A 20,554-nucleotide genomic window follows, 5' to 3' on the forward strand; every position below is an offset into this window, starting at 1 on the left:
CACACCGCGCGTCGCACGTACGGGGCCTGCGCCCAGCCGCGACGCCCGGCATCACAAGGCCGCGACCCGGCTGTTGATCAGGTCGGTCACCAGCATATGGCCGGGCGCGTGGGTGATGCAGAATTCCGGCTTGACCGCGGCGACGACCGATTGCGGCGTGACGCCGCAGGCCCAGAACACGGGCACTTCACCGGCACGGATGTCCACGGCATCGCCGTAATCGGGCTTATCGATGTCGGCGATGCCGATGGCCGCGGGGTCGCCGAAATGCACGGGCGCCCCATGCACGGACGGAAAGCGCGAGGTGACCTGGATGGCGCGGATGGCGTCGGCCGGCTTGAGCGGCCGCATCGACACCACCAGCGGTCCGGAAAAACGCCCGGCCGCGGCGGTCGGTACATTGGTCCGGTACATGGGCACGTTGCGGCCCTGCTCGATGTGGCGCACCGGCAGGCCGTTGTCCAGCATGGCCTCTTCGAAGGAGAAAGAGCAGCCGATCAGGAAGGACACCAGGTCGTCGCGCCACACGTGGCGCACGTCCAGAGGCTCTTCGACCAGCACGCCGTCCTTCCAGACCCGGTAGCGCGGAATGTCGGTGCGGATGTCGATGTCGACGCCCAGTTCGGGCAAGGACGGATCGCCCGGCTCGGACACCGCCAGAATGGGGCACGGCTTGGGATTGCGCAGGCAGAAGCGCAGGAACTCGTCGGCCAGGGCCTTGGGCAGGATGGCCAGGTTGGCCTGGACATGGCCGGGCGCCACGTTCGCGGTCGGACCGGTCATGGCGCCGGAGCGCGCGTCCAGCCTGGCCTGATAAGGCGCCGAAGGCGCCGCGGCGCCGGATTGATGCGGTAGAGCGGACATCATCGATTCCCCATGTGAATCATGCATTCTTGTCTGATGGCGCATTGCACCGTACCGGCTCTTGCACTGTCCAATCACATGTTCCGATGAACCGCGATCACAATTTCTTATCACGACCCCTTCCAGGCCTGTTTTCACGGGGAAAACACCCGTATCCGCGTATGGCTCACTTTTCGTCCTTGGGCGCCCTACGCCGGGTAATCCCTAGGCCGGGACCGGGCAGCGGCGCGGGATCCAGGGTGAGCGAACCGCCGCCGGCGCGGGCGGCGTCCTCGCGCGCGATGTACTGCGCGGCCTGCGCAACGGTACGCGCGACGTGGCTGTCGGGACCCTGCATCCAGCAGGCGGTGTAGTTGAGCGGCGGCAGGTCCGGCGCCTGCACGTCCAGGATCTGCAGCAGGCCCTGCGCCAATTCGCGCCCCAGGATGACGGGGGCGATGACCGCCGTACCGATGCCGTCCAGGGTCATGCGCACGATCACGCTCAGCGCGGAACTGCCGTACATGCGCGGGGCCTGCACGCCGCCTTCGATCAGGATGCGGCGTACCGCGCGGTGCGGGTCCGTGTTGGACGTATAGGTGATGACCGGCCAGCGTCCCAGCCGCTTCAGCGAGATCGGCGGACGTCCCAGCTTGAGCTGCGGGCTGGCGATCCAGGCCAGCGGGTAGCGGCACAGGTGGATGTTTTCGACGCGCGGCTCATCCATGGGGCCGAGCAGGAAGGCCAGATCGATCTGGTGCGACGACAGCTGCGTGCGCAGGGCCGTGCTGGTGTCCACCTGGATTTCCACCATCAGCGCGGGATAGGCCTCGTGCATGTATTCCATCAGGCTGGGCAGCCAGGTATGGACGATGGATTCCGAGACGCCCAGGCGCAGGGTGCCGCTCATCACATTCTGCGCCGCGGCGGCGCGCTGCATGTCGGTGCGCATCTGCAGCATGCGCTCGGCGTGCGACAGCAGTTCATAGCCCTTGGCGGTCAGCGTGATGCCGCGGGAATCGCGTTCGAACAGGCGCACGCCCAGGCCCGATTCCAGCGACGCGATGCGCTGCGAAATGGCCGGCTGGGTGGCGTTGAGCTTTTCCGCGGCGGCGCGGAAACCGCCCAGGCGGGCGACCCAGAAGAAGGTCTCTATGTTGCGCAGGTCGATCATGAACGGCGGACGCGGCGGCCATCAGGAAAATTGATCGCCGTGAGCGTATCATGGCGGCCGGCTAGAGGAGATGAAGCTTATGTCGTCGCGGGCACAACCAGCCCCTGCGCGCACGGATGCGAGGACCGCGGCGGCGCCGCTGTCTTCGTCCACGCAGCCGCTGCTGGGCATCGGCCTGCTGCTGCTTTCCATGTGGGTCCTATCCACGCTGGATGCCAGCGGCAAATGGGTGATGGCCGCCGGCGTACCCATGCTGTTGCTATCGTGGGTGCGCTATGCCGCGCATCTGGCGGTGGCCCTGGCCCTGATCGTCCCGGTGCGCGGGTGGCGCATCCTCGCCAGCCGCCGGCCACGTGAACAGGTATTGCGCGGCGGCGCCATGCTGTGCGCGACCCTGCTCTTCTTCACCACACTGCGCTACCTGCCGCAGGCCGAAGCCACCGCCATCAACTTCCTGGCGCCCTTGATCGTGCTGCTGCTCGCGCCATGGGTGCTGCGCGAACCGCCGCGCCTGTCGCGCTGGGTAGCCGCGGGCATCGCCTTCCTGGGCGTGCTTATCGTGATCCGGCCGGGCGGCGGCCTGGACCCCACCGGCACGATGTTCGGCCTGATCGGGGCATTCTGCTTCTCCGTGCAATACATCGCCAGCCGGCGCGTGGCCGCCGACGACCCGCTGACCTCGGTCATCTGGAGCGGCGGCGTCGGGACCGTGGTGCTGTCCGTCGCCCTGCCCTACGCGATACCCGCCGCGCTTCCCGTACTGCGCGACCTCGATCCCTTGCACTGGTGCGTGCTGGTCTCCACCGGCGTCACCGGGTGCATCGGCCATCTGCTGCAGATCGCCGCCTATCGGAAAGCGCCGGCGTCGACACTGGCGCCCTTCACCTACCTGCAGATCGTCAGCTCGACGACGACGGGCTGGCTGATCTGGGGGCACTTTCCTGACGCGCTGACCTGGCTGGGCATCGCCGTGATCTGCGGCAGCGGCATCACGATAGGCATCCTGGAATGGCGCCGCGCGCGGCCGCGGGCCGGAGCCGGCGGGCGCTGAGCGGTTTGCTCCGTTTGCGGTAGCAGGCGACGCCAGCCCATCCGGCGCCGGGTCGCGCGCCTATACTGGCCGTAAAAAAACACTCGCGGACAGCGGCATGCCCGGGCCGGCCGGCGTGACCGCGTTGCCCATTCCGGCGCCTGGGCCTCGATGCCCGCGCGCCGCGCCGGCCACGCACGCGGGGCGTACCCATGCCCCGTCAAAAGGGGGTATTCATGTTCACACTGTCCAGCACCGCCTTGGACGATCTCAAGGCCAACACACGCGGGCGTGTCGTCCTTCCCGCCGATCCCGACTACGACGAAGTACGCAAGGTATGGAACGCGATGATCGACCGGCGTCCGGCCGCCATCGTGCGCTGCGCCGGCGTGGCCGATATCCGCCGCGCCGTCCTGTTCGCGCGCGAACACGGCGTGCCGCTGACCATACGCGGCGCCGGCCACAACATTGCCGGCAGCGCGATTTGCGACGGCGGCCTCATGATGGACCTGTCGCTGATGCGTTCCGTCCGCATCGACCCCGCCGCGCGGCGCGCGTGGGTCGAACCGGGCGCCACGCTGGCCGACTTCGACCACGAAGCGCAAGCCTTCGGCCTGGCCACGCCGGTGGGCATCAATTCGACCACCGGCATCGCCGGCCTGACCCTGGGCGGCGGCTTCGGCTGGCTGAGCCGACGCTATGGGATGACGATAGACAACCTGCGCGCCGCCGACGTGATTACCGCCGACGGCGAACTCGTCCGCGCGAGTCCCAACACGCATGAAGACCTGTTCTGGGCCCTCCGCGGCGGCGGCGGCAATTTCGGCGCGGTGTCGATGTTCGAATTCCAGCTGCATCCCGTGGGACCGCAGATCTACGGCGGCCTGGTCGTTTTCCCGATGGCGCAGGCGCGCGAGGCGCTGCACGCGTACCGCGAAGCCGCGCGATCCATGCCGGAAGAATTGACCGTATGGGCGGTACTGCGCAAGGCGCCGCCATTGCCCTTCCTGCCGGCGGAGGCGCACGGCCAGCCGGTCATCGTCTTCGCGGTCTGCTATAGCGGCCCGGTGCAGAACGGCCCGCCGGTGACGGAGCCCATACGGCAATTCGGCACGGCGTATGGCGAGCATCTGGGCGCCATGCCCTATACCGCCTGGCAGAAGGCCTTCGACCCGCTGCTGACGCCGGGCGCGCGCAACTATTGGAAGTCGCATGACTTCGGCGACCTGTCGGACGATCTGTTCGACACGCTGATCGATTCGGCGTCGCGCCTGCCGTCCCCGCAATGCGAGATCTTCCTGGGACAGCTGGGCGGCCACGCCGGCCGCATAGCGCCCGACGCCATGGCCTATCCGAACCGCGATGCGAAATTCATCGTCAATGTGCATTCGCGCTGGGACAGCCCCGCGGACGACGCGGCCTGCATCGGCTGGGCGCGCGAGTTCTTCGGCGCGGCGGCGCCTTTCGCGCTGGGCAGCGTGTACGTGAACTTCATGACGGAAGAAGAGTCCGCGCGCATCAACGCCGCCTACGGCGTCAACTACACGCGGCTGCGCGCGATCAAGGGCCGCTACGATCCGCACAACCTGTTCCGGCATAACCAGAACATTCCGCCCGTCACGCGGGCGGGATGAAATCCCGGTGAAGGCCCGGTGGCCGCCTGACCACGCCGTCGTCAGGCGGACTCGACCACCCGTCCCGCCGCCAGCACCAGCTGCCGTTCGCAGCGCGCCGCCAGGCCGGGATCGTGGGTGACGAGTACAAGGGTGGCGCCGTGCTCGCGATGCAGTTCGAAGATGAGGTCGATGACGCGTTCGCCGGTGGCCGCGTCCAGGCTGCCGGTGGGCTCGTCGGCGAACAGCAGATCGGGCTTGACCACGAAGGCGCGGGCCAGGGACACGCGCTGCTGCTCGCCGCCCGATAGCGTCCTGGGGTAATGATGGAGGCGGTCGCCCAGGCCCACGCGCTCCAGCATGCCGCGCGCCGCGTCGCGCGCCGGCTGCCCCGCCAATTCCAGCGGCAGCATGACGTTTTCCAGGGCCGTCAGGTTCGGCAGCAGCTGGAAGGACTGGAACACGAAGCCGACGTGATGGGCCCGCAGCCGCGCGCGGCCGTCCTCGTCCAGGGCGAATAGGTCGCGGCCCGCCAGCATCACGGAGCCGCTGCTGGGAACGTCCAGGCCGGCCAGCAGTCCCAACAGGGTCGACTTGCCGGACCCGGAGCTGCCCGTGATCGCCAGGGCCGTGCCGGCCGGGACCGTAAAATCGATACTGTCCAATATGTCCAGCATGCCGCCCGCGTCGGCGACCTGCTTGCCCAGCCCACGCACCTCTATCGCGTTACCCGTATCCATGCGCCCGCTCATCCGTTTGTTGTTCGCCGCCATCCTGACCGTGCTGACGGTCCAGGTCCAGGCTCAGACCGCCGCAGCTCCCGCCAGTTCCAACGGCAATAAGACCATACTTGTGGTGGGCGATAGTCTATCCGCCGAATATGGCATCGCGCGCGGTACCGGATGGGTGCCGCTGCTGGGCCGCCGCCTGGCCCAGGAATATCCCGGCTGGTCGGTGTTCAATGCCAGCATCAGCGGCGACACGACCAGCGGCGGGCTGACGCGCCTGCCGGCCTTGCTGCGGCAACAGCATCCGGCGATCGTGATCCTGGAACTGGGCTCCAACGACGCCCTGCGCGGCCTGCCGCTGGCCATGACCGAGCAGAACCTGACGGCGATGGCGCAACAGGCGAAACGGGCCGGCGCGGCGGTATTGGTGGTCGGCATGCAAATTCCGCCGAACTACGGCCGCGCCTACACGGATCAGTTCCGCGATCTGTTCAGCAAGGTAGCCAAGGCGGAGAATGCCGGGCTGGTGCCTTTCCTGATGGAAGGCATCGCCACCAATCGGGACCTGTTCCAGCCGGATGGGATACATCCCAACGAACAGGGGCAGCCACGGCTGCTGGAAAATGTGTGGGCGGGGCTGGAGCCGATGCTGAAGTGACCGCGGGGCCGGCCTGACACGGCGTGGCCTTGGCTTGACGCAGTCTGGGGCGGCCTTGGCTTGACACGGGCCGGCGCGGCCCGGCCTGGCCCGGCCCGGCCGTAATCCGGCATCGCTGGACCGCATGGAATCGCCGCGGGCAGCGGCTTGCGGGCCGCCGCCCCGGGCGGACGATCAGCCCGTCTGCTGCTCGGTATCGCCGCCCTGCAGGACGCGCGCCGCCTCGGGCGCGATTTCCACCTTGTATTGCTGGCGCAGCATCTTCAGCACGGCTTCGTTCTCGGCCTGGCCCCAGGCGCCCGACAGTTGCTGCTTCAAGCTGGCCAGCGCGTCCGCGTCGGTCTTGCCCGGTTCCACCTTGTCGATGCGCGCGACCACATAGTCGTCGCCGTCACGCGCGCCGGCATAGGAAGGCAGCGGCGCAGCCGGTGCGCGCATCACGGCATCCAGCACCGGACGCGACATGTTCTGGGGATTCTGCCGCGACACGTCGACCGCCCCGCCGAAACCGTCGGCGGGCGCCGCGGGATTCTTGCGCAGCGTTTCCAGCGCCTGCTGGCCGGCCTTGGCGGCGGCGTCCGCGGCGCGCGTTTCGATCAGCCGCTGGCGGATCTTGTCCTTCAACTGATCCAGCGGCGGCACGTGGGCCGGCGTATTGGCGGACACGCGCACCACCACCATCGTGTCGGAGGAAAGCTCGATCACGCCGGAATTCTGCTTGTCGCGCAGGACTTCCGGGCTGAACAGGGCCTGCCGCACGCGCGGGTTGTCCAGCAGCGCCGAATCGGGGCTGGCCGATGCCGCGTCCGGACCCGCCTGGTCCTGCGGCAGCAGGCCGGTACGGGTGATGCCGCCGGCCTGGCGTATTTTCAGGCCCAGCGCATCGGCGGCCGGCTGCAGGCTGTCGCGCTGGTCGTAGACCAGCGACGTCAGCTTGGTCGCCATGTCCGAAAAGCGCGACGACGCGATCTGCTTGCGGATCTCTTCCGTGATCTGGTCGCGGACTTCCGCCAGCGGCTTGGTCTGCGCCGGCTGCAGGTCCGTCAACTGCACGATGTGCAGGCCGAACGGGCTTTCGATCACGCCGGACACCTGGCCCTTCTTCAGGCCGTCCACGGCTTTCTGCAGCGACGGCGTCAGCATGCCCGGACCGATCCAGCCCAGGTCGCCGCCCTTGCTGCTGGAACCGGCATCCTCGGAATACTTCTTGGCCAGGTCGGCGAAGGCGCCGGGATTGGCGGCGGCCTGCTTGGCGATGTCCTCGGCCTTGGCGCGGGCGGCCTTGCGCTGCGCGTCGCTGGCGTCGGCCGCCAGCTTGATCATGATGTGGCTGGCGCGCCGGCGTTCGGGCTGGCCGAAGCGGCTCTTGTTCTGCTCGTAGTACTTGGCGATGTCGTCGTCGCTGACCTTGATGCCGGCGCTGGCGGCCGCTTCGTCCAGCACGAGGTACTGGGCCTGGACCTGGTCTGGCACCTGGTACTGCTGCTTGTTATCGTCGTACCACTTCTGGATGTCGGCGTCGCTGACCTGCACCTGGCCCTTGTAGTCGGCCGCGGCAAAGCGGCGGGTCAGGACATGGCGGGTCTCGGTCAGGGCGTGATCGATGGATGCCGCCACCTCGGCCGGCAGCCGGGCCGACTGCGAGATCGGATCCAGCACCCGGCCCACGGCCAGGTCGCGACGCAGGCCGGCCTCGAAGGCGGCGGGCGTCAGGCCTTGGGCGGCCAGCGCGGCGCGGTAGCGTTCCGGGGAAAACTTGCCGTTGTCCTGCACCGCGGGATTCGACGCGATCGTATTGCGCAGGGTCTCGTCCGATACCGAAAAGCGGTTGTCGGCGGCGGCGGCCGCCAGCAGCCGCTGGTTGATCAGCTGATCGAGCAGCCGTTCGCGCATGGCCGGCGTATCGAACAGCGCGGGATCGAATTGCGCGCCCATCATCTGACGGTACTGGTCCAGCTGGTCGCGCCGGGCCTGGTCGTATTCGCGTTGCGTGATGGGCTTGCCGTTGACCGTCGCCATCTTGGGCTCTTCGGACATGAAGCTGCTGTAGCTTTGCACGCCGAAGAAGGCAAAGGTCGGAACGATCAGGATCAGCAGGATGAACTGCATCCAACGCTGATGGTTGCGGATGAAATCGAACATGAGGTCCCTGTAGCGGCGGACGCGTGAAAACACATGTGAAAAACACATGCCCGGCGCAAAAAAAAAGCGAACCGGATTCGCCTCGCTTTCTTACTGGTTAGTACCGGATCAGCGCGCTGGAGTTTAACACTTCCGGCAGGGGTGATCCGCTGCGGTATCCTTGGCGCATTGCGCTGACGAATCGCACAGGAACCGCTGTCATGGATACTCCCCTTCCCGCCTGGCCTTACCCCCGCCTGATCGCCCATCGCGGCGGCGGCAGACTGGCTCCCGAAAATACCATGGCCGCCATGCGCGCCGGCGCCGGGCACGGCTACCGGATGTTCGAATACGACGTGAAGCTGAGCAAGGACAATGCGCTGATCCTGCTGCACGACGACGACGTCGACCGCACCACCAACGGCCACGGGCCGGCCGGCGGCATGACCTACGCCGAACTGGCCGCGCTGGATGCCGGCGCCTGGCATTCCCCCGCCTTCGCCGGCGCCCGCATCCCGACGCTGGAAGAAGTCGCCCGCTATACCGTGGAACAAGGCATCGCCAGCAACGTTGAAATCAAGCCGTACCCGGGCCGGGACGCCGAAACCGGCACCGCCGTGGCGCTGGCGGCGCGCGAACTGTGGCGCGCGGCGGCGGTGCCTCCGCTACTGTCGTCATTTTCCGAAGTAGCGCTGGCCGCCGCGCATGTGGCGGCGCCGCAGTTGCCCCGCGGGCTGCTGGTCGAGCGGATCCCCATGGACTGGCGCGACCGCATGGTCCAGCACGATTGCATCGCCTTGAACGTCAACCAGAAAGACGTCACGCCGGAGCTGGTCAAGATGGTGCACGCGGCGGGCTACCGGCTGACGGCCTGGACGGTGAACGATCCGGCGCGCGTGCGTCAGCTGCTGGATTGGGGCGTGGACGGCATCTTCACCGACGAGCTGGCGGCCATCCGGCCCGACGCCTGAGCGGCGCGCCAGACCGGAGCCCCGCCTTGTTCAGCTACCGCCACGCCTTTCACGCCGGCAATCATGCCGACGTGCTCAAACACGCCATCCTGATCCACGTGCTGGATTACCTGGGGCAGAAGGACACGCCTTACTGGGTCATCGACACGCACGCCGGCGCGGGCCTGTACCGGCTCGATAGCGATTGGGCCAGCAAGAACGCCGAATTCGCCGACGGCATCGGGCGGCTCTGGGAGGCCGGCGACGCCCCGCCCCTGCTGGCCCGCTACATCGAGCGGATCCGCGACTACAACCGCGACGGCAGGCTGCGGCACTATCCCGGTTCGCCGTGGCTGGCGCTGGACGCGCTGCGCGAACACGATCGCCTGCGGCTGTTCGAAGCCCATCCGACCGAGGCCGAGGTCCTGGTCGGCAATCTGGAAAAGCACGGCGGCCTGGCTTTGCGGCAAACCACCATCTTCGACACCGATGGCTTCGAAGGCATGAAGGCGCTGCTGCCCCCGCCGCCCCGGCGGGGCCTGGTGCTGATCGATCCTTCCTACGAGGACAAGCAGGACTACCGCCGGGTGGCGCTGGCCGTGAAGGAGGGCTTGAAGCGCTTCGCCACCGGGCTGTATGCGGTGTGGTATCCGCAGGTGCAACGGCGCGAATCGCTGGAGCTGCCGCGCCAGCTGGAGAAAGCGGGCAAGCGCTGGCTGCACGTGTCGCTGTCGGTGAAGAAGCCGGCGACGGACGGCTTCGGCCTGCACGGCAGCGGCATGTTCCTGGTCAATCCGCCGTGGACGCTGGCGGCGCAGCTGAAAGAAGCGATGCCGTGGCTGACGGAACGGCTGGCGCAGGACGAACGGGCGCGCTACACGCTGGACGCGGCCGAAGGCTGACCGCGTCCAGCTCGCCCTAGCGGCTGGCCTGCGCCGGCGGCTGCTGCGCCTGGACGGTGTGCTCCGTCCAGCCGCCGCCCAGCACGCGGTACAAATCCACCAGGTTGGTCAGGCGCGACAGGCGCGTCTGCACCAGCACCTGCTGCGAGTCGTACAGCGAACGCTGCGAATCCAGCACGTTCAGATAGCTATCCACCCCCTGCCGGAAGCGCTGCTGCGACAGGTCGTAGGCGCGCTGGTTGGCCTGCACCAGCAATTGCTGCGCGCGGATCTGGTCGTCTATCGTGCCGCGCCCCGCCAGCGCGTCCGCCACGTCGCGGAAAGCCGACTGGATGGCGCGCTCGTAGTTGGCGATCTCGATGCGCTTCTGCACCTTGGCCAGGTCCAGGTTGGCCTGCAGCGAACCGCCGGCGAAGATGGGCACGGCGATCTGCGGCGCGAAGCTCCATACGCCCTGCCCGCCGTCGAACAGGCGTCCCAGGCTGGCGCTGGCGGTGCCCGCGCTGGCCGTCAGCGAGATGGTCGGGAAAAAGGCCGCGCGCGCCGCGCCGATGTTGGCGTTGGCGGCTTCCAGCTGATGTTCCGCCGCGCGGATATCCGGCCGGCGTTCCAGCAGTTCGGAAGGCAGGCCCGCCGGCAAGGTGGTGGGCATCATGGCATCGTTCAATGCCGACGGCGTTTCCAATTTGACGCGCACGTCCTGCGGCAGCGGATTGCCCAGCAGCAGCACCAGCGCATTCATATCCTGCGCCACCTGGCGCTCGAACTGGGCCTGATTGCGTTCGGCCGTGCGCACCGAGACCTCGGCCTGGCTCAGGTCGAGCGCGGTCGCGATGTCGTTGTCGTAGCTCTGCTTGGTCAGCTCGTAGGAATCGCGCTGGCTCTTCAGCGTATCGCGCGTCAATTGCAGCAATTCCTGGTCGCTGCGCAAGGTCAGGTAGGCCGTCGCCACTTCCGACACCAGCGACAGCTGCGTGGCCGTGCGCGTCTCGTCCTGCGCCAGGTAGAGCTGCAGCGCCTGCTCGCTCAGGCTGCGGATGCGCCCGAACAGGTCCAGCTCCCAGGACGAGATGCTGGCCCCGACCTGATACGTGCGGGAGGTTGCCGCGCTGCCGCTGCGCGACAGATCGGCCGGCGTGCGTTGCGCGGTTTCCTGGGCGCCCACCGCCACGGTGGGCAGCAGTTCGGCGCGCTGGATGCGGTACTGCGCCCGCGCGGCTTCGACATTCAAGGCCGCCACGCGCAGATCGCGGTTGTTCTCCAGCGACAGCGCGATCAACTGCTGCAACAGCGGATCCGTGAAGAACTCGCGCCAGCCCACATCGGCCGTCGCGACACCGCCCGCGGGCGCGGCCGCCTGGTTGGCCGACCGGTAGGCCGGGCCGCTGGGATAGGCGGCGTCAATGGGCGCCGCGGGGCGCTCGTAGTCCGGCATCAGGGTGCAGCCCGCCAGCGCCGCCGCGAAGGCGGCCGACAGGGAAAAGCGCAGCGTCGTTCTCATTGTTGTGATGGTCATTCGGCGTGTCCCCCTTCCGGGACGGACGGAGCCGAACGGTGTTTCGGATCGTTGGGGTCGTGCGGATCGCCGCGTTCGCTATGCCGCTTGACCCGGAACAGGCGCAGCATGGCCACGAAGAAAGTCGGCACGAAGAAGATGGCCAGGAAGGTCGCCGTCAGCATGCCGCCGATCACACCCGTGCCGATGGCGTTCTGGCTGCCCGAACCCGCGCCGTTGGCGATGGCCAGCGGCACGACGCCCAGGATGAAGGCCATCGACGTCATCAGGATGGGCCGCAGGCGCTGGCGCGCCGCGTGGATCGCCGCTTCGGTCAGGCTGGCGCCGGACTCGTAGTGCTCCTTGGCGAACTCCACGATAAGAATGGCGTTCTTCGCCGCCAGCCCCACCGTGGTCAGCAGCCCCACCTGGAAATACACGTCGTTCGACAGGCCGCGCAGCAACGTGGCGGCCAGCGCGCCGATGATCCCCAGCGGGACCACCATCATCACCGCGGTGGGTATCGACCAGCTTTCGTACAAGGCGGCCAGGCACAGGAACACCACGATCAGCGAAATCGCGTACAGCGCCGGCGCCTGCGAGCCGGACAGCCGCTCTTCGTACGACAGGCCGGTCCATTCGTAGCCGATGCCGGGCGGCATGGTGGCGGCCAGGCGCTGCATTTCCGCCATCGCTTCGCCCGTACTATGGCCCGGCGCCGGCTGGCCCAGGATTTCATAGGCCGGCACGCCGTTGTAGCGATTCAGCTTCTGCGGGCCGTAGCTCCATTCGGCCGAGGCGAAGGCCGAGAACGGCACCATATCGCCCTGCGCATTGCGCACGTACCACTTGTTCAGGTCGTCCGGCAGCATGCGCGAGCTGGGCATGCCCTGCACGTACACCTTCTTGACGCGGCCGCGGTCGATGAAGTCGTTGACGTAGGTCGAGCCCCAGGCGGTGGTCAACACGCTGTTCAGGTCCTGGATGGAAACGCCCAGCACCCGCGCCTTTTCGCGGTCGATCTTCAGGCGGTATTGCGGCGCGTCTTCCACGCTGTTGGGCCGCACGCCGGCCAGGATGGGGCTTTTCGCGGCTTCCCCCAGCAGCTTGTTGCGGGCATTCAGCAGGGCGTCGTGGCCCAGGCCGGCCCGGTCCAGCAGCATGAAGTCGAAGCCGGTGGCATTACCCAGTTCCAGCACGGCCGGCGGCGCGAAGGCGGCCACCTGGGCATCGCGGATATTCTTGGCGAAGTACCCCGAAGCGCGCGCCGCCAGCGCGGCCACCTTCTGATTGGCGTGCGAACGATCGCCCCAATCCTTCAGCTTCACGAACATCATGCCGGCGTTCTGGCCGCGGCCGCCGAAGTTGAAGCCGTTGATGGAGAAGACCGACGCCACCGTGTCCTTCTCGTCTTCCAGCAGGTACTTGGTCGCCTTATCGATGACCGCCTGGGTACGCTCGGCGGTGGCGCCGGAAGGCGTGGCCACCTGCACGAACAGGATGCCCTGGTCTTCGTCCGGCAGGAAAGACGTCGGAATGCGCATGAACAGGAACACCATCCCGGCCACGATCAAGGCGTAGATCAGCATCAGCCGCGGCGTGCGGTTCAGCACGCGCGCGACGGTGTTGGCGTAGCCATGGCTGCCGCGGTTGAAGGCGCGGTTGAACCAGCCAAAGAAGCCGGTCTTGGCTTCGTGGTGGTCCTTGTGGATGGGCTTGAGCAGCGTCGCGCACAGCGCCGGCGTGAAGACCAGGGCGACCAGCACCGACAAGGCCATCGACGACACGATGGTGATGGAGAACTGCCGGTAGATCACGCCCGTGGAGCCGCCGAAGAAGGCCATGGGGATGAACACCGCGGCCAGCACCATGGCGATGCCGACCAGCGCGCCGGTGATCTGCTCCATGGACTTGCGCGTGGCCTGCCGTGGCGTCAGCCCTTCTTCGGCCATCACCCGTTCGACGTTTTCCACCACCACGATGGCGTCGTCCACCAGCAGGCCGATGGCCAGCACCATGCCGAACATGGTCAGCGTATTGATGGAATAACCGAATGCCGCCAGGACGCCGAAGGTTCCAAGCAGCACCACCGGCACCGCAAGCGTGGGAATCAGCGTGGCGCGCAGGTTCTGCAGGAACAGGTACATGACCAGGAACACCAGCACGATGGCTTCGCCCAGGGTCTTGAACACGTCCTCGATGGAAAGCTCGACAAACGGCGTGGTGTCGTAGGGATAGACCACCTCCATGCCCGGCGGGAAGAACGGCTTCAGGCCATCGATGGTGTGGCGGATGGCCTCGGCGGTGTCCAGGGCATTGGCGCCGCTGGCCAGTTTGATCGCCAGGCCGGCCGCGGGCTTGCCGTTGTACAAGCTGTCGATGGTGTAGGTCTGCGCGCCCAGCGCGACGGTGCCGACGTCACGCAGGCGCACCTGCGAGCCGTCCGGATTCACTTTGAGCAGGATGTTGGCGAACTGATCCGCCGTCTGCAGGCGGCTGGGGCCGATGATGGTGGCGGTCAGGTCCTGGCCGCGCACGGCCGGCAGGCCGCCCAGCTGGCCGGTGGACACCTGCACGTTCTGCGTCGAAATCGCGTTGACCACGTCGATGGTGGTCAGGTTGTAGTTCAGCAGCTTGGCGGGGTCCAGCCAGATGCGCATCGCGTACTGCGAGCCGAACAGCTGGAAGTCGCCCACGCCGCTGGTACGGCTGATGGGATCCTGCACATAGGACGCCACATAATCGGACAGGTCGGCGCGCGTCATGCTGCCGTCGGTCGAGATGAAGCCGGCCACCAGCAGGAAGTTCTTGGTCGCCTTCGTGACCCGGATGCCCTGCTGCTGCACTTCCTGCGGCAGCAGCGGCTGCGCCAGCGACAGCTTGTTCTGCACCTGGACCTGGGCGGTATCGGGATTGGTGCCCTGGCCGAAGGTCAGCGTGATGGTCACGCTGCCGTCCGCGGCGCTTTCCGAACTCATGTATTCCAGGTTGTCCAGGCCGTTCATCTGCTGTTCGATGACCTGGACGACCGTATCCTGCACCGTCTGCGCCGACGCACCGGGATAGTTCACCTGGATGCTGATCGACGGCGGCGCGATGGCGGGATACTGTGACACCGGCAGACGCAGGATGGACAGCGCGCCCGCCAGCATCATGACGATGGCGATCACCCAGGCGAAGACCGGCCTTTCGATAAAAAACTTAGCCATGCTTGAAACTCCTTGCCGGCCTTACTGGGCCGGCGCGGCCGGGGCCGGCGCCGTCGACGTCGGCTGGGCGCTGACCTCGTTCGCCGTCACGTCCATGCCAGGGCGTATGGTTTGTACGCCTTCGACCACGACTTTGTCGCCGGGCTTCAGGCCGCTGGTCACCAGCCAGTTGGGGCCGATGGCGCGGTCGGTGGTCAGCTCGCGCACCTGGATCTTGCCTTGCGCGTCGACGACATAGGCGATCGGCGTGCCGCGCTGGTTGCGCGATACGCCGCGCTGCGGCACCAGCAGGCCTTCGGTGGCCACGCCGTCCACCAGCTTGGCGCGCACGAACATGCCCGGCAGCAGCCGATGCTCCGGATTGGGGAACACCGCCCGCAGCGTGACCGAGCCGGTGCTCTGGTCCACCGTCACTTCGGAAAACTGCAGTTTGCCGTCGTGGTTGTACTGCGTGCCGTCTTCCAGCGTCAGGACGACCTGGGCCGCCTGCTCGCCCGCGGCGCGCTTGATTTCGCCCTTGGCCAGCTGGTCCTGCAGGCGCAGCAGCTGTACGCTGGACTGCACGACGTCGACGTAGATGGGGTCGATCTGCTGGATGGAGGCCAGCGCATTGGTCTGGTTGGCCGTCACCAGCGCGCCTTCGGTCACGGTCGAGCGGCCAATGATGCCGTCGATGGGCGACAGCACCTTGGTATAGACCAGGTTGATGCGCGCGGTATCGACGGCCGCCTTGGCGGACAGCACATCGGCCTTGGCCTGGTCGCGCGACGCCACGGCATCGTCATAGGTCTGGCGGCTGATGGCGCGCGTTTCGGTCAGCGGCTTGTAGCGCTCGGCCAGCAGGGTCGCGGTCTTGACCTGGGCCTCGGCGCGCGCCAGCGCGGCGCGCTGGCTGTCCAGCGTGGCCTGGTACAAGGCGGGGTCGATCTGGTACAGCTGCTGGCCGGCCTTGACCGTGCCGCCTTCCGTGAACAGGCGCTTGAGGATGATGCCGTTGACCTGCGGCCGCACTTCGGCCACGCGGAAAGGCGACGTGCGTCCCGGCAGTTCGGTGGTCAGCGATACCGGCTGCGCCTTCAGGGTCACCACGCCGACGGTGGGCTTGGACGGGGCGGGGGCCGCATTGTCTTTCTTGCCGCAAGCAGCCAGCGTAAGCGCAAGCACGCCAACGGCGGCCGCCGCGGCCGCGCGCCCGGCAGTCTTCTTATTCATAAGATGCATTTCCTGATTCCAGCTGGAGCCGGCCGGCCATCGCCGACCGTCGTCACTATCGCGGCAGGACGTCCGGCGGAGCGCCGCGCCCGTCTTGCTGCATTGCAAAAGCCCAGATTTTGCACTATTCCATCCGCGTAACAAAGGCTGGGGCCACGAAAACATAGTTCCACTGGTGAGACAATCGGTGAGAAAATTCCGGCATGACAAAACGCCTGCAAACCATGGAGCTGTTCGTCGAAGTCGCCCGCGCGAAAAGCTTCAGCCGCGCCGCGCTGGTCCTCGGCATTCCCAAGTCCACCCTGTCGCGCCAGGTGGCGGAGCTGGAGCGGTCGCTGGGCGTGCAATTGCTCAGCCGCACCACTCGCAAGGTCGAATTGACCGATGCCGGCTCGCGCTATTTCGAGCGCTGCCAGCACATCGTCGCGGAAGCGCAGATCGCCGACGAGGAGATCCTGGGCCTGGCCAGCACGCCCGCCGGCCCGCTGCGCGTAAACATGCCGGTGGACTTCGGCACCGACTTCCTGGCCGAATCGCTGATGGCGTTCTCGCGCCGCTATCCCGACGTCACCTTCCACCTGGACATGGCGGCGCCGGAACACGCGGGCAAGGTCTTCCAGTCCTGCGACGTCGCGATCGAGATCGGCGAATTGCAATCGGCCACCCGTATCGCACGGAAGCTCGGATCGATATCGGCCTATCTGTACGCGTCGCCGGAGTACCTCGCCAGCCACGGCGTGCCGGGACATCCGGACGATCTGACGATACATGAGTGCATGGAGTTCCGCACGACCCTGGGCGCGCGCGTGACTCCGTGGCCGCTGCACAGGAACGGTGAACGTGTCGAATTCCATCCGGGAAAGCGCTTTTCGCTGAACAGCGCCAGCATGATACGGCGGCTGGCGACGCTGGGCGCGGGCATCGCGGTGCTGAGCGACGTCAGCGCGTCGCAGGAAGTGGGGGCCGGCCGGCTGCAGCGCGTGCTGCCGGACTGGGAGGTAGGGCCCTTTCCCGTCTACGCGGTGACGGAAACCCGTTTGCTGCCCGTCAAGACCCGCATATTCGTCGAGTTCCTGACGGAGCGGCTACAGCACGAGTGGTCACGCCAAGGCAAGGGTAGCGCAGCGCCCTTGCCGGCCATGTGGGCTGAAACCGACTGAAATAGCTGATACGGCCCTGCCCGCCGCAGGGTTAATGCTCCCAGGGCGGCACCGAGCGGTAATCGCTGGCAAGCCCCTTGGCGAGCCCGTCGGCAAGCCGTTCGCGCAAGTCCCGCGCGGCGTCGTCACGGCCCAGCAGCACCAGCGCGGCCAATACCTGCCAGTCCGCGCCGACTTCGAAGAAATCGCGCAGGCGCGCCCGCGTATCGCTGCGGCCGAAACCGTCCGTGCCCAGCGTGCGGTAAGGCGCGCCGACCCAGGCGCGTATCTGTTCAGGGACCGCCCGCACATAATCGCTGGCGGCCAGGGTGGGCAGCGGCGACGCCTGCCATTGCGCCTCCAGCCAGGACGGCGCCGTTTCCTTGCCCAGCAGGCGCGCGCGCTCCACCGTGCGCGCTTCGCGCGCCAGTTCCGAGAAGCTGGTCACGCTCCAGACCTCCGCGGCAATGCCGTGGTCGTCGCGCAGGCGCCGCGCGGCGACCAGCGCTTCGCCCACCATGGCGCCGGCGGCCGCCAAGCGGATCGCCGGCTTGCCATCCGCCGGGCGCATGCGATACGTGCCGCGCAGGATGCCTTCGCGTACATCGGCGCCGGCCGGCATATCGGGCTGCGCGAGGTTCTCGTTCGTGACGGTCAGGTAATAGAACTCATCGCGCTGCTCGTGCAGCATGCGCCGCAGCCCGGCCTCGACGATGACCGCGACCTCGTAGGCGAAGGCGGGATCGTAGGCGCGGCAGTTCGGAATGGTCGCCGCCACGATATGGCTGCTGCCGTCCTGGTGCTGCAGGCCCTCGCCGCCCAGCGTGGTGCGGCCCGACGTGGCGCCGACCAGGAAGCCGCGCGTGCGCTGGTCCGCCGCCGCCCAGATCAGGTCGCCGACCCGCTGGAAGCCGAACATGGAGTAGTAGATGTAGAACGGCAGCATGGGCAGGCCGTTGACGGAATAGCTGGTGCCCGCCGCGATCCATGAGGACAGCGCGCCGGCCTCGGTAATGCCTTCCTCCAGGATCTGGCCGTCGCGCGCTTCGCGGTAATGCAGCACGGAGCCGATGTCTTCCGGTTCGTACAGCTGGCCTTGCGACGAATAAATCCCGACCTGCCGGAACAGGTTCGCCATGCCGAAGGTGCGCGCCTCGTCGGCCACGATGGGCACGATGCGCGGGCCGATATGCGAGTCTTTCAGCAAGGCCGTCAGCATGCGGACGATGGCCATGGTGCTGGACATTTCCTTGCCGCGCGGCGCCAGCGCGAAAGCGGCCCAGGCGTCGGCCAGCGGCGTCGGCAACGACGGCGCGGAGGACCGGCGGCGCGGCACGCAACCGCCGAGTTCGGCGCGGCGTTCGCGCAGGTAGCGCATTTCCGCGCTATCCGCGTCGGGACGGTAGAAGGCCAGCGCCGCGCACTCGGCATCGCCGATAGGCAGGGCGAAGCGATCGCGGAAGGCCAGCAAGGCTTCCACGTCCAGCTTCTTTTGCTGATGCGTGGTCATCTTGCCCTGCCCCGCCTCGCCCATGCCGTAGCCCTTCTTGGTCTGCGCCAGGATCACGGTCGGTTGTCCGGCATGCCGCACCGCGCGGTGATAGGCCGCGTGGATCTTGGCGATATCGTGGCCGCCGCGGCGCAGCCTGTCGATGGCCTCGTCCGACCAATCGGCGACCAGCGCCGCCAGCGCCGGATCGCGATCGAAGAACTGGCGGCGGTTGTAGGCGCCGTCCTTGGCGGCGAAAGTCTGGAACTGGCCGTCGACGGTATGGGAAAACGCCCGCGCCAGCGCGCCTGTCGTATCGCGGCTAAGCAGCGGATCCCAATCGCTGCCCCAGACCAGCTTGATGACGTTCCAGCCGGCCCCCGCGTACAGCGTTTCCAGTTCGTCGATGATGCGGCCGTTGCCGCGCACCGGCCCGTCCAGGCGCTGCAGATTGCAGTTCACGACGAACACCAGATTGTCCAGCCGTTCGCGCGCGGCCAGGGTCAGCGCGGCGACCGATTCGGGCTCGTCCATCTCGCCGTCGCCGAAGATGCCCCAGACCTTGCGATCGGAAGGCGGCACCAGCCCGCGGTGCTCCAGGTAGCGCATGAAGCGGGCTTGATAGATGGCGTTGATGGGACCGATGCCCATGGACCCGGTGGGAAACTGCCAGAAATCCGGCATCAGCCAGGGATGCGGATAGGAAGACAGGCCGCGCAGGCCGTGCTCGGCCGCGGTGATCTCGCGGCGGAAATGCGCCAGGTCCGCCTCGCCCAGGAAGCCTTCCAGGAAAGCGCGCGCGTAAACGCCGGGGGCGGAATGCGGCTGCATGTACACCAGGTCGCCGCCATGGCCGGCGGTGGGCGCGCGCCAGAAGTGATTGAAGCCGACTTCGAACAGATCCGCGGCGGACGCATAGCTGGCGATATGCCCGCCGAGTTCGCCGTGTGCCTGGTTGGCGCGAACCACCATGGCCAGGGCGTTCCAGCGGTTGATGGAGGCGATGCGTTCTTCGATGCGCAAATCGCCCGGAAACGGCGGCTCCAGTTCCGCCGGGATGGTATTCAGGTACGCGGAGGCGACGGGGCCGTGCCCGCGCACACCGAGACGGGCGGCATGGGCCAGCAGTTCTTCCAGCACGAACGCGGCGCGCGCCGGGCCTTCCGCCGCGACCAGCGAGGCAAGCGCGTCGCGCCATTCGGCGGTTTCCACGGGGTCGCTGTCCCGCGGGATGCGGAGGCCGGCGGCCGCGCCAGGGGCGGCGCTACCGGGTGGCGCGTCGCCGGCCACGACGGCCTTGGCCATGCTCGCGCGCTGCGCGGTATCGGTATCGAACATGCCGGTCTCCGTTGGTATGGCGGCGCGCGGTAGGACCTCGCGGCGGCGCAGGACTGAATTACCCCCCGATCATGCTAATCGCGCGACCACGGCATAGGGCTTTGAAATATGCACACGGCGGACCTCTGTACGGCATAAAATGCCGCCACATAACACCCTGGAGGCATTTCATGCCGACACCTGTTCTGGACGCCATTGATCGCCGCATCCTGGAAGTCCTGCAGACCGACGCCAGCATCACCAACGTGGAACTGGCGCGCCGCGTACACCTGTCGCCTTCTCCCTGCCTGGCGCGGGTGAAGGCGCTGGAAGCCGCCGGCGTGATCCGCGGCTACGTGGCCCTGGCCGATCCGCTGACGCTGGGCCTGAGCCTGAACGTGTTCATCCAGGTCAGCCTGGAAAAACAGATCGAACCGGAACTGGAGCGCTTTCAGCAGGCGATGGCGGCCTACCCCGAGGTCATGGAGTGTTATCTGATGACGGGCGATGCCGATTACCTGCTGCGCGTCGTGGTGCCGGATATGCGCGGGCTGGAGCGCTTCATCGTCAGCGACCTGTCGCGAATACCGGGCGTGAAGAACATCCGGTCCGGATTCGCGCTCAAGCAGGTGAAGTACCAGACGGCGCTGCCCTTGCCGCAGTGAACCGGCGCG

15 protein-coding genes are annotated in these 20,554 nt (G+C 67.4%); 7 read left to right on the forward strand and 8 right to left on the reverse strand.

The genetic code is table 11. From position 1 onward, the window contains the following. Window positions 1–51 precede the first annotated feature (51 nt). On the reverse strand, window positions 52–867 hold the full coding sequence (locus ACNA0R_RS03555; protein ID WP_415824537.1) for a putative hydro-lyase: 816 nt from the start codon (window positions 865–867) through the stop codon (window positions 52–54). A 163-nt stretch (window positions 868–1,030) separates the two neighbouring features. Then, window positions 1,031–2,017: a LysR family transcriptional regulator gene (locus ACNA0R_RS03560; protein WP_415824538.1), complete on the reverse strand. Its 987-nt coding sequence runs from the start codon at window positions 2,015–2,017 to the stop codon at window positions 1,031–1,033. A gap of 79 nt (window positions 2,018–2,096) precedes the next feature. Between ACNA0R_RS03560 and ACNA0R_RS03565 the strand changes: the two genes are divergently transcribed. Both ACNA0R_RS03565 and ACNA0R_RS03570 read left to right on the forward strand, forming a co-directional pair. Next, window positions 2,097–3,068, forward strand: coding sequence for a DMT family transporter (locus ACNA0R_RS03565; RefSeq protein WP_415824539.1), 972 nt, complete (start codon window positions 2,097–2,099; stop codon window positions 3,066–3,068). Window positions 3,069–3,283: 215 nt separating this feature from the next. Then, the gene (locus tag ACNA0R_RS03570; protein WP_415824540.1) at window positions 3,284–4,681 is read left to right on the forward strand and encodes an FAD-binding oxidoreductase; all 1,398 of its coding nucleotides are present in this window, start codon (window positions 3,284–3,286) and stop codon (window positions 4,679–4,681) included. Between the two features lie 41 nt (window positions 4,682–4,722). Here the strand turns inward: ACNA0R_RS03570 and ACNA0R_RS03575 are convergent, their stop codons facing one another. Then, complete coding sequence (locus tag ACNA0R_RS03575; protein WP_415824541.1) at window positions 4,723–5,400, reverse strand: ABC transporter ATP-binding protein; 678 nt, start codon at window positions 5,398–5,400, stop codon at window positions 4,723–4,725. Between ACNA0R_RS03575 and ACNA0R_RS03580 the strand changes: the two genes are divergently transcribed. Next, window positions 5,399–6,046 (forward strand): arylesterase, encoded by a 648-nt coding sequence (locus ACNA0R_RS03580; RefSeq protein ID WP_415824542.1) that lies wholly within the window; start codon window positions 5,399–5,401, stop codon window positions 6,044–6,046. The genes ACNA0R_RS03575 and ACNA0R_RS03580 overlap by 2 nt on opposite strands. 174 nt (window positions 6,047–6,220) lie before the next feature. Here ACNA0R_RS03580 and ACNA0R_RS03585 read toward each other — a convergent pair whose 3' ends face one another. Then, a complete protein-coding gene (locus ACNA0R_RS03585; protein WP_415824543.1) occupies window positions 6,221–8,188 on the reverse strand; it encodes a SurA N-terminal domain-containing protein in 1,968 nt (655 codons plus the stop codon). Window positions 8,189–8,388: 200 nt separating this feature from the next. On the opposite strand from ACNA0R_RS03585, the gene ugpQ reads away from it, so the two are divergent. Both ugpQ and ACNA0R_RS03595 read left to right on the forward strand, forming a co-directional pair. Then, window positions 8,389–9,138: a glycerophosphodiester phosphodiesterase gene (gene ugpQ, locus ACNA0R_RS03590; RefSeq protein WP_415824544.1), complete on the forward strand. Its 750-nt coding sequence runs from the start codon at window positions 8,389–8,391 to the stop codon at window positions 9,136–9,138. A 26-nt stretch (window positions 9,139–9,164) separates the two neighbouring features. Beyond that, window positions 9,165–10,019, forward strand: coding sequence for a 23S rRNA (adenine(2030)-N(6))-methyltransferase RlmJ (locus tag ACNA0R_RS03595; protein WP_415824545.1), 855 nt, complete (start codon window positions 9,165–9,167; stop codon window positions 10,017–10,019). A gap of 16 nt (window positions 10,020–10,035) precedes the next feature. Here ACNA0R_RS03595 and adeC read toward each other — a convergent pair whose 3' ends face one another. The 3 genes from adeC to ACNA0R_RS03610 are packed head-to-tail and all read right to left on the reverse strand — an operon-like array spanning window position 10,036 to window position 15,935. After that, window positions 10,036–11,535: an AdeC/AdeK/OprM family multidrug efflux complex outer membrane factor gene (gene adeC / locus ACNA0R_RS03600; RefSeq protein WP_415824546.1), complete on the reverse strand. Its 1,500-nt coding sequence runs from the start codon at window positions 11,533–11,535 to the stop codon at window positions 10,036–10,038. Next, the gene (locus tag ACNA0R_RS03605) at window positions 11,532–14,723 is read right to left on the reverse strand and encodes an efflux RND transporter permease subunit (protein ID WP_415824547.1); all 3,192 of its coding nucleotides are present in this window, start codon (window positions 14,721–14,723) and stop codon (window positions 11,532–11,534) included. The genes adeC and ACNA0R_RS03605 overlap by 4 nt, the downstream gene beginning before the upstream one ends. A 21-nt stretch (window positions 14,724–14,744) precedes the next feature. Next, window positions 14,745–15,935, reverse strand: a complete 1,191-nt coding sequence (locus ACNA0R_RS03610; RefSeq protein ID WP_415824549.1) for an efflux RND transporter periplasmic adaptor subunit — start codon at window positions 15,933–15,935, stop codon at window positions 14,745–14,747. A gap of 224 nt (window positions 15,936–16,159) precedes the next feature. On the opposite strand from ACNA0R_RS03610, the gene ACNA0R_RS03615 reads away from it, so the two are divergent. After that, window positions 16,160–17,095 (forward strand): LysR family transcriptional regulator, encoded by a 936-nt coding sequence (locus tag ACNA0R_RS03615; protein ID WP_415825015.1) that lies wholly within the window; start codon window positions 16,160–16,162, stop codon window positions 17,093–17,095. Window positions 17,096–17,126: 31 nt separating this feature from the next. On the opposite strand, the gene mdeB is transcribed toward ACNA0R_RS03615, so the two are convergent. Next, complete coding sequence (gene mdeB / locus ACNA0R_RS03620) at window positions 17,127–19,868, reverse strand: alpha-ketoglutarate dehydrogenase (protein WP_415825016.1); 2,742 nt, start codon at window positions 19,866–19,868, stop codon at window positions 17,127–17,129. 203 nt (window positions 19,869–20,071) lie between these two features. Between mdeB and ACNA0R_RS03625 the strand changes: the two genes are divergently transcribed. Then, window positions 20,072–20,545 carry an Lrp/AsnC family transcriptional regulator gene (locus tag ACNA0R_RS03625; protein WP_415824551.1) on the forward strand — a complete coding sequence of 158 codons (474 nt, stop codon included), beginning with the start codon at window positions 20,072–20,074 and terminating at the stop codon, window positions 20,543–20,545. The last annotated feature ends 9 nt before the right edge of the window (window positions 20,546–20,554 follow it).

Source organism: Bordetella sputigena (assembly GCF_965137885.1).
Lineage (GTDB): Bacteria > Pseudomonadota > Gammaproteobacteria > Burkholderiales > Burkholderiaceae_B > Bordetella_C > Bordetella_C sputigena.